At 73.0% G+C, this 12,785-nt stretch carries 12 protein-coding genes; 2 read left to right on the top strand and 10 right to left on the bottom strand.

Features of this window, described 5'->3' with window-relative positions; translation table 11 throughout:
* Positions 1 to 20 precede the first annotated feature (20 nt).
* The 5 genes from AB0F15_RS30250 to AB0F15_RS30230 all read right to left on the bottom strand — a co-directional run bounded on the left by AB0F15_RS30250 (position 21) and on the right by AB0F15_RS30230 (position 6,155).
* Positions 21 to 2,567, bottom strand: a complete 2,547-nt coding sequence (locus AB0F15_RS30250; RefSeq protein ID WP_360277545.1) for a DUF5127 domain-containing protein — start codon at positions 2,565 to 2,567, stop codon at positions 21 to 23.
* A 594-nt stretch (positions 2,568 to 3,161) separates the two neighbouring features.
* Positions 3,162 to 3,638: an MSMEG_6728 family protein gene (locus tag AB0F15_RS30245; protein WP_360277542.1), complete on the bottom strand. Its 477-nt coding sequence runs from the start codon at positions 3,636 to 3,638 to the stop codon at positions 3,162 to 3,164.
* Positions 3,639 to 3,719: 81 nt separating this feature from the next.
* Positions 3,720 to 4,025 (bottom strand): DUF1883 domain-containing protein, encoded by a 306-nt coding sequence (locus tag AB0F15_RS30240; protein WP_360277539.1) that lies wholly within the window; start codon positions 4,023 to 4,025, stop codon positions 3,720 to 3,722.
* 100 nt (positions 4,026 to 4,125) lie between these two features.
* Positions 4,126 to 5,475 carry a hypothetical protein gene (locus AB0F15_RS30235; protein ID WP_360277536.1) on the bottom strand — a complete coding sequence of 450 codons (1,350 nt, stop codon included), beginning with the start codon at positions 5,473 to 5,475 and terminating at the stop codon, positions 4,126 to 4,128.
* 191 nt (positions 5,476 to 5,666) lie between these two features.
* Positions 5,667 to 6,155, bottom strand: a complete 489-nt coding sequence (locus AB0F15_RS30230; RefSeq protein ID WP_360277533.1) for a MarR family transcriptional regulator — start codon at positions 6,153 to 6,155, stop codon at positions 5,667 to 5,669.
* A gap of 28 nt (positions 6,156 to 6,183) precedes the next feature.
* On the opposite strand from AB0F15_RS30230, the gene AB0F15_RS30225 reads away from it, so the two are divergent.
* On the top strand, positions 6,184 to 7,629 hold the full coding sequence (locus AB0F15_RS30225) for a phenylacetate--CoA ligase family protein (protein ID WP_360277530.1): 1,446 nt from the start codon (positions 6,184 to 6,186) through the stop codon (positions 7,627 to 7,629).
* On the opposite strand, the gene AB0F15_RS30220 is transcribed toward AB0F15_RS30225, so the two are convergent.
* The 3 genes from AB0F15_RS30220 to AB0F15_RS30210 are packed head-to-tail and all read right to left on the bottom strand — an operon-like array spanning position 7,626 to position 10,970.
* Positions 7,626 to 8,033 (bottom strand): hypothetical protein, encoded by a 408-nt coding sequence (locus AB0F15_RS30220; RefSeq protein ID WP_360277527.1) that lies wholly within the window; start codon positions 8,031 to 8,033, stop codon positions 7,626 to 7,628. The two genes, AB0F15_RS30225 and AB0F15_RS30220, sit on opposite strands and share 4 nt — an antisense overlap.
* A gap of 9 nt (positions 8,034 to 8,042) precedes the next feature.
* On the bottom strand, positions 8,043 to 10,613 hold the full coding sequence (locus AB0F15_RS30215; RefSeq protein WP_360277524.1) for a hypothetical protein: 2,571 nt from the start codon (positions 10,611 to 10,613) through the stop codon (positions 8,043 to 8,045).
* A 48-nt stretch (positions 10,614 to 10,661) separates the two neighbouring features.
* Positions 10,662 to 10,970 carry a DUF4326 domain-containing protein gene (locus AB0F15_RS30210; protein WP_360277521.1) on the bottom strand — a complete coding sequence of 103 codons (309 nt, stop codon included), beginning with the start codon at positions 10,968 to 10,970 and terminating at the stop codon, positions 10,662 to 10,664.
* Positions 10,971 to 11,215: 245 nt separating this feature from the next.
* Between AB0F15_RS30210 and AB0F15_RS30205 the strand changes: the two genes are divergently transcribed.
* Complete coding sequence (locus tag AB0F15_RS30205; protein ID WP_360277519.1) at positions 11,216 to 11,608, top strand: STAS domain-containing protein; 393 nt, start codon at positions 11,216 to 11,218, stop codon at positions 11,606 to 11,608.
* Positions 11,609 to 11,612: 4 nt separating this feature from the next.
* On the opposite strand, the gene AB0F15_RS30200 is transcribed toward AB0F15_RS30205, so the two are convergent.
* Entirely contained in the window at positions 11,613 to 11,993 is a 381-nt protein-coding gene (locus tag AB0F15_RS30200; RefSeq protein ID WP_360277517.1) for a response regulator transcription factor, read from the bottom strand.
* Positions 11,990 to 12,785, bottom strand: a 796-nt coding sequence (locus AB0F15_RS30195) for an ATP-binding protein (RefSeq protein ID WP_360277514.1), incomplete at its 5' end; no start/stop codon positions are given. The genes AB0F15_RS30195 and AB0F15_RS30200, both read right to left, overlap by 4 nt.

The raw sequence follows: 12,785 nt of genomic DNA, 5'->3' as shown, positions 1-12,785 counted from the left end.
CGCCAGTGTCGCAAACGGCGTCAGACGAACCGCCACAGGTGGTCCGGCGTACTGTTGTCGTCCCACTGGGTGACCTGGGCGCCGTCCGCCGTGGACTGCTGGTCGACCGCCAGCACCTTGCCGCTGCGGACGTTGACGACCTTCGACCAGCCGCCGCCGGCGTCGACGATCCGCCAGTTGTGGTCGGGGGTGCCGTTGTCGCGGTACTGCTGGACGTGGGCGCCGTTGTCGAGGCTCTGGTCGTGCACGGCGAGGACCTTGCCGCTGTTGCGGTTGACGATCCGGACGGTGCCGTCACCGTTGTCGACGACCGTCCAGAGGTGGTCGGCGGTACCGTTGTCGGCCCACTGCGTCACCTCGACGATGTCGCCAAGGGACATCTCCGAGACGGCCAGGACCTTGCCCGACCGCTGGTTCTGCAGCTTCCGCCACACGGTCGTCGACGCGGCCGGGCGGGTCAGCAGGGCCAGGTAGCCGCCGGCGACCGGGCGGGCCTGGAAGCCGCGCTGGGTGGCGTCGGCGACGACGTACCAGTCACTGAACGGCACGCGCTGGGGCGTGGTGTTCGCGTAGCTGTAGACGCCTTCGACCAGCGTGTTCCGGATGGTCGGCTGGTCGGTGAGCCACGCCGCGGTCCACAGCTCCCAGTCGGCCTTCGTGTAGTTGTTGCGCGGGTCGAGCAGGACGCCGTGGGCGCCTGCCCGGGCCTGGTACCAGGCCCCTTCCTGCGCCGCGACGCCGAGCGGGACCAGGTCGAGGCCGAGCACGCGGTCGGCGAAGCCGTTGTACTTCAGGCTCCACGTGCCGTTCTGGTCGTAGGCGAGCTTGAGGTGCTGGTTCGACGGGTCCTGCGCGAGCGTCACCCACTGGCTCACGTAGCTGCGGGAGGTCGACCGGTACAGCTGGACGTCGGCCGCGTTGCCGGTCGCGGCGGCGACGACCCCCATCGCGCCGACGCCGATGATGCCCTTGAGCGCGAGGTTCGCGCTGTGGGCGATGAACCCGGTGAAGTCGTCGGTCTGGTTCTGGAAGCCGGGGTCGAGGGTGTTGGCGATCAGGTATTCGGCCCACTGCCGCAGGATCCGGTAGTGGGTGGTGGCGAACGCGCTCGCCTCCGCCGACGGCAGCCGCTGCACCAGCGCGGCGGCCATGATCAGCAGGTTGGCCGACTCCTCGACCGGCATGCTCTCCTCGTTGCCGTCGTTGTGCCCGGTCGCGTCCGGGTAGTGGGTGCCGAGGTCGTGCTCGGCGAACGCCATCGGCCAGCCGCCGCGCTCGGCGTAGTCGAGCAGCGGTTCCAGGACCAGCCGCAGGTAGGCGGGCGACAGGTAGAGGTAGGCGGGGAACGCCGGATAGGTGACGTCCACTGTGGACATGTTGCCGTTGGAGGAGATCTCCTTGAGGAACGCCCAGGGCGCGCCGCCCCGGTCGACCAGCTCGGTGCCGCCGAACGCCTGGCGCAGGGCGAGCGCGCAGATCCCGGCGTAGTGCTCGCCGGTGCTGCCACCGCCCGCGGCGGCGACGGCGTCGTCGTGCAGCCGCTGGTCGATCGCGGTGGCGGCCGACAGCGCGGCGGCGTAGTCGTTCGCGAACCACACCGCCATGTCTTGCCAGCTGCTCCAGTAGTGCGTCCACCAGGGCCGCAGCTCGGCGCCGAGGTAGCGGACCGCGGGCGTGCGGACGTGCCCGATCGCGAGCGTGAACGGCGCCGACGTGCCACCGGCGGCGATCGTGCCCAGGTTCTTGTTGAAAGCCAGCACCGGCCAGCGGTCGTTGATCGCGCGCGGCTGCGCGGTGTCGCTGGTGTTGTTCAGGGCGCCCTGACCCGCCGACGCGGCCCGCACGACGGTGTCCGCCCCGATCTGCCAGCCGACCCCGGCCGCCGGCGCCGCCAGGACCAGCGAGCCCCAGCTCGCCTGGTCGCCGTTCTCCTGCAGCACACCCGGGCTCGCCGGGGTGCAACTCAGCAGCGTGTAGCCGCCGGTCTGCTGCTGCGTCCAGGTGACCGGGGTGGCGGTGTTGCCGTGCACCCACTCGGCGGAGGTGTCGAAGTGCAGGTCGACAGTGTGCGCGCGGCCGTCGGCGCTCGCCGCCTGCATCGTCACGTACCCGAACGGCACGCACTGGCGCTGGAGGTTCGCCGGATCGACGGGCGAGAAGAACGTGACGGTGAGGTTCACCCCGCCCCCGGTCAGGACGTAGGTCGACCGGGTGCCGGTGACCTGCAGGCTCACCTGCGTCATGGGAGTCAGCGCCGGGCCGGACGGCAGGGCGGGTGCCCCGGCGAAGACGTAGGCGGCGCCGTCGATCCGCGCGAGTCCGCACAGCGCGGTGATGTGACCGGTCCAGAAGCTCGACCAGGTACCGGCGAGGTTGTCGGCGGCCTGCCAGGTGGACAGGTACGGCGAGCGGACGATCAGCGGGGTGGCGGGCGGCCGGATCGGGCTGAAGGTCCCCGCGGCGGCGGTCCCGGGCAGCCACAGGGCCGCGGCAACGGCAGCGGCGGTACCCCCGGCGAGCCGGAGCAGATCGCGGCGAGTGAGGTGATCGCGTTCTCGGGAGGACATCGGTGGCCCCTTCCAACGGCGTACGAGCCGGGCGGCGAACAACGCAAGGACACTTTTGCATCGTTGGTACAACGTTGTAAATCCGCCGTTGGTCGGGCGCGGGTGGGGGGTGGACCAGTGGGGCCGCAGGTCTGGTCGGGTTTCGGGACCGGTTCGGGTTCGCGCCGGTTCGCGCGCTGCGGCGGTCGGTGTGGATGCTGCGGATCGCGCGGCGGCCAAGGCGGGACGGCTCGGGCCGGGTCGCGGGGCTGGGGCGACTCCGGCGCGTCGGCTCAGCCCCGGGACTCACGGGGTGGCGGCGGCTCGGGCCCCGATGACTCAGCCCGGGACTCACGGGGTGGCGGCGGCTCGGCCGCGGCGGCCCAGGTCGGGCGACTGGCCGGACGGCGCGGACCTGGAGACGGCTCACTCGCGGCGCTCGGGTCGCGGCAGCCCAACCCGGCGCTGCCCGGATCGCGGCGGCCCAGCTCAGGTTGCCCCGGGTCGGGGTGATTCCGCTGGGCGCCGTGGGCCGAGGCAACCGCCCTGGGTCGGCTCGGCCACGGCGGCTCCGGCCACGGGCGGCTCCGGCGCGGCGGCGCCGGCCCCGGGCGCTCAGGCGATCCGGCGCGGCCGGTCCGAGGGCGGCCACACGTACGGCAGGTCCGGCGGCACGCCCGGGAACTGCGCGGCGTAGTGGTCCGGATCCTTCCGCACCAGCGCCGACCGGTGGCTGAGGTGGAGCGCCTCATCCCCCAGCCACGGCGGCAGATCGCCGGTCGCCGCGAGGTCGGCCTGGCTCCGGATCGCCTCTCCGCCCACCGATCGCGTGAACTCGTCGGCCAGTTTCTCCGCGCACGTGTCCGCCGCGCCCAGCTCGCGCCACACCGCGCAGACCTCGAGGCCGTAGCGCGTCAGCGCCTCTTCGTAGCCCGTCCACATCTTCGCCGCCGGGTGGTGGCGCCAGCCGTAGCCGGGGATCACGAGCGCGCGCAGCACCTGGAGCGCCTCCACGCGCTGCTTGCCCAGGCGGCGGCGGTCGAGCGTGCGGGCGCTGGCGGTGAAGCCCGCGCACGGCAGGAACGTCTGCATCCGCGCCGGGTACCCCCGCACCCGCCCACCGATGCGGGGAGATCGGCGGCCCCGATCGCGAGATCGGGGCCGCGACGGCGGTCACCGCGGGCCGGTGCGTCCCCGGGCCGTGACGGCCGCTTCCGGTTCGACGCTCACCCGCGGACGCAGAGGCCGGGCTTCGAGGCCCTCGACGTCGATCACCAGGAACCAGTGGGCGTTGGCCGGGATGTGGATCTTGAACATCGGTGCGGTGGCCACCCCGCCGTGCATCCGGTAGTACTGCCGGCGTCGGTAGGCCTGGAAGTTGACCGCGGTCAGCAGCCTGACGTTGGCCATCGCGTCCAGGCGGACGGTGACCACCGCGTCTCTTCGCACCTTCCCGAGGTCGAACACGCTCGCTTCCATTTCATGCCTCTTCCACGCTTGATTTCGATTCGAGTTCTGCGTCGCGGGCAGCGCGGAACGCGCCGCGGAGCACACGACGGGTGCGGAAGACCGGGACGGACTAGCCGGGACCGGTGCCCGGTTCGCACGGCCGCCACAGCGGCACGAAATCGCCGTGCGTCCGCGCGGACGCACGGCAGCTGTCCGGCGCGTGGCCTGCGGTCAAGAAGGCGGGCGGGATCGGGTTGCCGGTTCCGGGGGCGGCATCGGAGGACCCGGGTGCCGCTGGGCGCGCCGGAGCCGGAGCCGGGACGTCGCCGGGACCGTGCCGGCCGAGCCGCGGCTCGGCGGAGTGAGCCAGGACCACGCCTCGGTGCGGGCCGGCTGCGGCGATCCCGGCACCAGTCGGCCCGGCCGCGACCGGCCGGACCGGCCCCGCGGACGCGGCCGCCGCCGGATCCGCGGACGCGGTGGGCCCCAACGGCGGGAGGGAGCCGGCCACGGGCGGCCCGACGACATCGGCCACCGGCCGCACGACGACAGGGGTGACGGGGGAAACAACGCCGGTCAAGACGGGAGAAGCGGCGCCGAGCACGGGTTCGAGGAGGTCCGCGGTCACCGGCCGGACGACACCGGCCACGGGCGCGACGAGACCGGTCACCGGCCGCACGACGGCCGCGACGATCGGCTCGGCGGAACGCAGAAGCGGCGACACGGGCTTGACGACACCGGCGACGGTCTTGGTCACCGGGGCGAGCACCGTGCCCACCACCGGCTGCACAACCTCGGCGGCACTCGCGGACACGGGCGCAACAACAGCCCCGGCGGCACCCGCCACCGGCTTCACAACCGCGGCAGCAGCCTCAGTCACCGGGGCGAGCACCACCTGCGCGGCGCCCACCACCGGCCGCACAACCTCGGCGGCACTCGCCAACACCGGCGCGACAACAGACCCGGCGGCACCCGCCACCGGCACGACCACCTGCGACACCGGCTTCACAACCGCGGCGGCAGCCTTGGTCACCGGCGCGCCACCCCCCACCGGCTTCCCAACCGCGGCAGCCTTGGTCACCGGAGCAAGCACCACCTGCTCACCCGCCACCGGCACGACCGCGGCAGCGCGCTTACCCACCCGGGACACCGGCGCCGTCGCGGCACCCACCACCGGCTCGGCGATCGGCGCCCCGGCACGTGCCATACGCGAAACCCGCCCGGTCACGCTCGGCGCCGGGACCGCAGCGGCACCCGACCGCGCGGCCTTCGAGGCAGGCACGCCGTCAGCCGCCCGGGCCACGGGGTGCGCAGGTGTGGTGACCACGCCGATCAAACCCGGGGGCACCACCGGGGTCGCCGCGTGGGCGTCGCCGGACGTCAGCCATGACACCAGCCAGAGGCCCGCCACGGCCCCCGCAAGTACCAGCAGCCGCCGGGCGGCGACGGGCGCGCCGCCCACGTCACGAGCCCGGGTCACGTCGGCGAACCTCCACAGTAAGAGCAGGCCTGGGACTTACCCCTCAACGCCGCAGGCCACACGCCTGCTACGGACCGTCCGGCGCTTCCACTCTTCCGGCCTAGTCGTTCGGGGTCAGCAACCCTGACTGAAGACTCCAGCCGGGTGAAACCGATGGACCGGTCGAACCGTTCGGGGTGCGTCCGCCGAAATCAGGCTTCCTGCGCGCGCCGCTGTCCGGAGAGCGCGCCGAGCGCTGCGACGCCGTGCTGCAGGCCCTCGCGGAACGTCGCGCGCTGGCCCGGGCTCAGGTCGGCCAGGAGCGCGTTTTCCACCTCGGCCACCGCGGGCGCGCATCCGGCGAGCAGCGCGCGTCCGGCGTCGGTGAGGCCGGCCAGCAGGACCCGTTTGTTGCCCGCTTTCGGGGTCCGCGCGATCAGGCCGCGCTTTTCCAGGGTCAGCACCATTTCGTGCATGGTCTGGGGTCGCAGGAACGAGCGGCGGGCCAGCTGCGCCGAGGACAGTGCGCCGCTGGCTTCGAGCACCGTCAGCGCCGTGTACTGCAGCGTGGTGAGCCCGAGCGGCCGCAGGGCGTCGTCAAGCAGTGCCCTGATCACCAGCTCGAGCCGTTTGACCAGGTAGAGGGTCAACGGCGCGCCGGCGGGGTGCTCCTGGGCGGAGGTGCTCACGGCGCCCATCATGGCACGGTCCCGCCGCTATGCTCCGGCCATGGACCTCGGTCGGCAGACCCGCGTGCGGCAGGCGTTCGACACCTTCTTCGGGGACACGGAACCGCCGTCCGGAAACCACGTCCTCGAGCTCTTCCACCGCACCGCCGAGACCGTTCCCGCGTACCGGAAGTTCCTGCGGGAGCACGGGATCGAGCCGGAGAGCGTCGCGACGATGGCCGACTTCGGGAAGCTGCCGCCGGTCGACAAGGCCGGCTACCACCGCAAGTACCCGCTGTCCGAGCTGTGCCGCGGCGGCACGCTCGCCGGCACCGACATGATCGCCGTCTCTTCCGGCTCCAGCGGCCACCCGACCGTCTGGCCGCGCGCCCTCGAAGACGAGCTGCACGTGGCCCGCCGGTTCGAACAGGTGCTGGTGGCCGCCTTCGGCGCCGACCGGCGCAGCACCCTCGCCGTCGTCTGCTTCCCGCTCGGCACCTGGGTGGGTGGCCTGTTCACCACGGCGTGCGTGCGGCACCTCGCCGCCAAGGGCTGCCCGATCACCGTCGTGGCGCCCGGCAACAACAAGGCAGAGATCCTGCGCGTGCTGCCCGAACTCGCGCCGCACTTCGACCAGGTGGTGCTGCTGGGCTACCCGCCGTTCGTCAAGGACGTCGTCGACACCGGGCTCGCCGAGGGCGTCGACTGGCCCGCGTACGCGATCAAGCTGGTGCTGGCGGGCGAGGTGTTCAGCGAGCAGTGGCGCGACCTGGTGGCCCGGCGCGCCGGGATCGCCGACCCGGTCCGCGACATCGCGTCGCTGTACGGCACGGCCGACGCGGGCGTGCTCGGCACCGAAACCCCGGTGTCGGCGAGCATCCGCCGGTTCTTCGCCGGCCGCCCGGAGCTGGCGCGCGAGGTCTTCGGCGACGCGCGGCTGCCGACGCTGGTGCAGTACGACCCGGCGAGCCGCTTCTTCGAGGTCCTCGACGGCACGCTCCTCTTCACCGCGGACGGCGGCATCCCGCTGATCCGCTACCACATCGCCGACGACGGCGGGCTCCTGCCGCACGCCGAGCTGCTCGCCTACTGCGCCCGGCACGGCTTCACGCCACCGCCCGGCCCGGAGCTGCCGTTCGTGTACGTGTTCGGCCGCTCGCTGTTCACGGTGTCGTTCTTCGGCGCGAACGTGTACCCGGAGAACGTCACCGTGGGCCTGGAGCAGCCCGGCATCAGCGACACCGTGACGGGCAAGTTCGTCATCGAGTCGGTCGAGGACGCCGACCGCGACCGGCGGCTGCGGATCACGGTCGAAACGGCACCGGGCGCGACCGCCGACGCGGCCGGGATCGCGGCGGCCGTGCGCGCGCAGCTGGTGCGGCTCAACAGCGAGTTCGCGCACTACGTCCCGCCGGAGCGGCAGCTGCCCGACGTCGTCCTGCGCCCGGCGGGTGATCCCGAGTACTTCCCCACCGGGGTGAAGCACCGCTACACGCGGCCGTCCTAGCGTCCGGACGCCCGGATGACCCGCTCGGTCGGATCCGGCGCCTCCGGGTCGCGCACCCGGTCGGTGATCAGGAAACCCGGGAGCTCCAGCCCGTGCTCCTCGGTGAGCCAGCAGGTCCCGCCGCGGGCACCGGGGTCCCACCCGAGGGTCAGCGCGTGCTCCACGAGGCGCCGGACATCGGCGGGCACCGGGTAGGAGCCGTCGGTCGCGGCCGGGGTCCAGCCCACGCTCATCGCCTTCGAGAGCAGGTCTGCCTCCAGCGCGCGGCCGTTCTTGCCGTCGCCCCAGACGCGCACGCGGACGCACCGGTGGAGATCGACGCCGTCACCCGCGACGTGACCGATGGTCGCCCGCCAGGTGAAATCCCGTTCCCCGATGCGGAGCGTCCGCAGCCTCGTTCGCACCGAGCCAGCCTACGGCCGGGCCAGTTTCCGGAACCGTTCACGGCGTTCGTCGGCGGACGAGCCGTCGGCGATGTCGTCGTCGAACCACGAGCACAGCGCGGCCCACAGTTCGGCGCGGCCGGCGAAGTCGTCCGCGGCCACCGGGGTCTGCTCGAGTTCCGCCACGTCGGCGACCAGGTGGTCCAGCCGGCGATCACAGAGCCGCACGTACTCGCGGACGACGATGTTCGCGTCGAGGCCCGTCTTCGCGCGCGGGCCCGCCGCGCCGCGCAGCTGGACGTGCAGGCGGTCTTCGCAGTAGCGCGGGAACCCGGAGATCGAACCGGGGTAACCGGACTCGGCCGACCACTCGCGGAACGCGCAGATCGCCTGGTAGCGCGTGTACCAGTCCTGCTTCCCGGCGGCCAGCCGCGCCAGTTTCCGCCAGGCGTCGCGGTCGGCCGAGCGCCAGCGGTCGAGGGTGCGGCCGTCCGGGGCCGGACCGGGGTCGAGGGCGTGGACGCGCCAGAAGTGCGCGCGACAGCCGGCGATCTCGGCGACGAGCTGCCGGACGTAGCTGACCTGTTCCCAGACGTGGGCACGCTGCGGCCGCAGCGGCGCGGCGCGGTCCGGGGAGAACGTCACCATCTCGAAGACGCGGAACAGTTCGTGGCCGCGCAGGGCCGCGAGGTCGGGGTCCTCCCCCATCACCCAGGAGCGGCGCTCCGGCAGCCGTCCGCTGTGGCTGATCGTCGCCGCGTGGTAGAGCTCGCGGACTGCGCGGCGGGCCACTTCGTCCCGCGCTTCGCCGACGAGACGCGGGTTGCGCGCGCGGTCGCGCAGGTCGCGTTCGCCGCGCGGGCCGACCTCGAGCATGGCGACGGCGTACACGCTCGCCGCGTTGTAACACTCTTCCCAGGACCGGCGGCGCCCGGCGGCTTCGACGGTGTCGTCGAGCGCCTGCGGGTCCGGCGGCCAGCGCCGGTCCGGGCAGACGTCGGCCAGCCGCACGCGACTGCCGGGGTAGGCGGGCCGGGGCTCCGGGACGGCGCCGGTGGCCGGCTCGACGTCCGCCATCGCGCGCCGCAGCACCGACCAGACCAGGGACAGGTCGAGGGCGCGGTTCGTCAGCTGCTGCCAGCTGCGGCGCCAGCGACGGCGGAAGCTGCGGTAGTCCTCGATGAGCCGTTCGATTTCGTACTGCGACAGCGCACCGAAGTACGAGCGCATCTCCGCTGCGCGCTGGTTGTACTCGGCCAGCTGCGCCGGGGTCGCCTCGTGGACGAGGAGCTCCTCGACCGGCACGCGCAGCACCCGCCGGTGCAGCTCGAGCCGCTTCTCCCGCGGGAGCGCGTACGGGCGCGTCCGGACGTCGAGATCGACGTAGCGGCGGAAGCGCAGCTCGATGGCCGCCCGCAGTTCGGCGCGGCGCTGGGCCCGCGCGTCGCCGGGGGCGCCCGCGGTGGTGCGCCGCACCCACCAGGCACCGGCCACGGAGTCGCCGTGACCGAGGACGAGGGCGTGCCGGTAGCGGGCGATGAGCAGGGCGACGTCGCGGCCGCGGCCGGCGTGGCGGGGCTGGCGGGCGAAGTCGGGGCCGATCCACCAGCGGGCCAGCCCCGGGTGGCCTCGGCTGCAGACGGTGATCACGTCGTCGTAGGTGGCGAGCGCGTCGAGGTGCAGGTCGAGCTGTTCCTGCAGGGCGGCGATCTCGAGTCTGATGTAGACGTTGGCCGGGTCGAGGCTGACCGCGCGGTAGTACTCGGCGAGGGCTTCGTCGTAGCGGCGGTAGGCGACGAAGTGGTTGGCGCGCTGGTAGGCGTCGAAGAGCTCGTACGGGATCTTCGCGCCGCGCCAGGCGGCCCAGTGGATGTTCGAGCGGACGTACGCGCTGCGCGGGATGACCAGTGCGGCGATCGCGTTCGCGGCGCGGTGCAGCACGCGCGGCCAGTTCGCGTCCTCGATCACCAGCGGGCTCGCGGCGAAGCGCGGGACGCGGACGAGTTCCAGGATGAGCTGGTGGCGGCCGGGGGTGTTGCCGGGCCGGACGGTGCCGGTGACGGTGAACGCGGCCGGTGGCTGGGCGAGCCGGATCAGCTTGCTGACGGCCTTCCACCAGCCCTCCGCGGCATCGCCGGCGTGCTCGACGATCTGGAGGAAGTCGTAGGAGCTGCCGGCGCCCGGAACCGGCGTCGGGGTGTAGAGGCGGGAGTCGTTGAGCAACCGCTTGAACGTGGCGGTCAGCTCCACGGCGGAGTCGATCTCGCGGTCGTGGCTGCCTTCGGGCCGTTCGTCGGCGAACAGCCGGATGTCGATCTGGTTGGCCCGGTAGGCGGCGGCTTCCAGCCGCGCCTTGCCGATGAAGTACAGCGTCAGGACGGCGGAGACGAGCACGACGGACGTCTGGAGGACGGTCCAGGTGATGACCGTGGCGACCTTCGGGTCCCGCACGAAGGTCCAGTCCTGGAAGAACGGCAGGTAGGGCACGACGGCGAAGCCCGCCGCGACCAGCCCGGCCACCACCGCCGCCAGCCACCACCGGATCCGGTGAGCTGCGGGCAGGTCGGCCTGATCGAAGCCGCCGAGTCGCCGCGCGGACATCATCGATCACCCCCTCGTGCCAGATTACTCGCAGAGGAGCGCGTTTCGTTACGGCCCGTGATCTGCGAGCGCGGCGATCACCTGAGCGTGACACGGTTCGGGGACGCACCAGCACCCGAGCCGGCGGCCGCGGAGCGCGGGCAGGAGGGCGAGCAGATCCGGCCGGGACAGCAAGTACTCGCGGTACCGGGCGACGACCTCTTCGCGCGTACCGTCCGGACCGGGCCGGAAGGGGCTGGCGAGCTTCGACCCCTCGAGGTGCCAGCCCCCGCGGTGCATGGCCCGCCCGACGTAGACGACGTCGGCGTAGCCGGGATCGTCGCGGTGCCCTTTCAGGTTGACGACCGTGGTCGGCATGCTGCCCTCCTTCACGGGCCGGCGGTCCGGCCCGGAACGTAACGCCGGGACCCGGAAACCCGTCATCCGGCCCGCCGACCCCCCACACCCGCTGGTTCACCTAGTGCAGATGCACTATGCTGAAGGCGCAAGGTTGAGCCGTCAGCCACTGCCGGACGTTCCGCGCCCGGGCGGCAGGCTGGCGTGTCCGGCGTTCCGTCCGACACGTCCGGTCCCCCCCCGCTGCCCGACGAAAGGGTGCCGCGATGGTTCCTCAGCCACGCCCGGCCGACTTCGAGCTCACCACCACCGACTGGCTGGCCGTCGGCGGCCACATGGCGCTGCGCGTGCGCCACCCCGGATCCCGGACCCTCCTCGTCGAGGTGACCGGCGAGATCGACCTCAGCACCGCCCGCCGCCTGGACGAAGTCCTGCAGGACCACATGCGCGGCGACGTCGACGAAGTTCTCATCGACCTCGCCGGTGTCACGTTCTTCTCCGTCGCCGGGCTGAACTCGCTGCTGCGCGCTCAGCTGCTCGCCGACACGGCCGGGGCCCACCTCGCGGTGGACGCCGGGTGGTCCCGCGCGGTGCGGCGGCTGTTCACGCTGATCCCGACGGACTTCGACAGCGTCGCGAACGTCCGGCCGCTGCGGTGACCGCTCACCCCGCCGCCTGACGGCCCAGCCGCCGGACGGCTTCGACGATCGCCGCGTTCGGCGCGCCCTTCACCACGTACTCGGTGACGCCGGCCGCGGCGAGCCCGGCAATCGATTCCCGGTCGGCGTAAGCGGAGAAGGCCAGGATGGCGGTGTCCGGGCTGCGCCGGGCGATCTCGCGGGCCGCCCTGGCCCCGCCGCCGCCCGGCATCCGGACGTCCAGGACGGCGACCGTGGGGCGGTGCCGCTCGGCGAGCAGGATCGCCTCGTCGGCGTCCCCCGCGACAGCGACCACGGCGATGTCCGACTCGGAGTCGAGGACCTCCTTGAGGACGTCGCGGATCATGCCGTCGTCGTCGGAGATCAGCACGCGCAGCTCGGTCATGGTTCCAGTCCCGTCACGTCGGGCAGCATCGGCAGCCAGAACTCGACGACCGTGCCCTCGCCGGGCGTGCTGCGCACCGAAAGCCAGCCGTGCGCCGCTTCGGCGCGTTCGCGCATCTCGACCAGCCCGAAGTGGCCCGCGCCGGCGTCGCCGCCGGCCGTGCCGATGCCGTCGTCGGCGATCCGCACGAGCGTCCCTTTGTCCACAGTGGACATCGTGACCTCGACCCGGGTGGCGCGCGCGTGCTTGTGGACGTTGCTGAGCGCCTCCTGGCAGATCCGGTACACGGTGATCGCCGCTTCGGGCGACGGCTCGGCGGTCAGCTCGTCCCGCACCACGTGGGCCAGCCCCCACCGGCCCGCGACGTCGTCGGTGTAGGCCGACACCGCCTCCACCAGTCCGTGCTGGTCGAGCTCCGGCGGCCGCAGCCGGGACACCAGGCCGCGCAGCCGGGCGATCGCGGCGCCGACCGACTCGTCGAGGCCGCCGACGGCGCTCGCGTGCGGTTCCGGCAGCCGGGAGGCGAGCAGCTGCAGGCGCATGCCGACAGCCACCATGGACTGGATCGACTCGTCGTGGACGTCCCAGGCGATCCGGCGCCGTTCCACCTCCTGCGCCTCCACGAGGTGCCCGACCAGCCGGCGGCGTTCGCGCAGGGCCTGCTCGGCGTTACGGCGTTCGGTCATGTCCCGGGTCACCTTGCCGAACCCCTGCAACCGCCCCTGCTCATCGAACAACGCCGTGATCACCACGTTCGCCCAGAACCGGGTGCCGTCCTTGCGCACCCGCCAC

This window comes from Amycolatopsis sp. NPDC026612, from assembly GCF_040638285.1.
Classification (GTDB): domain Bacteria; phylum Actinomycetota; class Actinomycetes; order Mycobacteriales; family Pseudonocardiaceae; genus Amycolatopsis.
The sequence above is the reverse complement of the archived record's forward strand: the minus strand, read 5'-3'. Positions and strand labels throughout refer to the sequence as shown.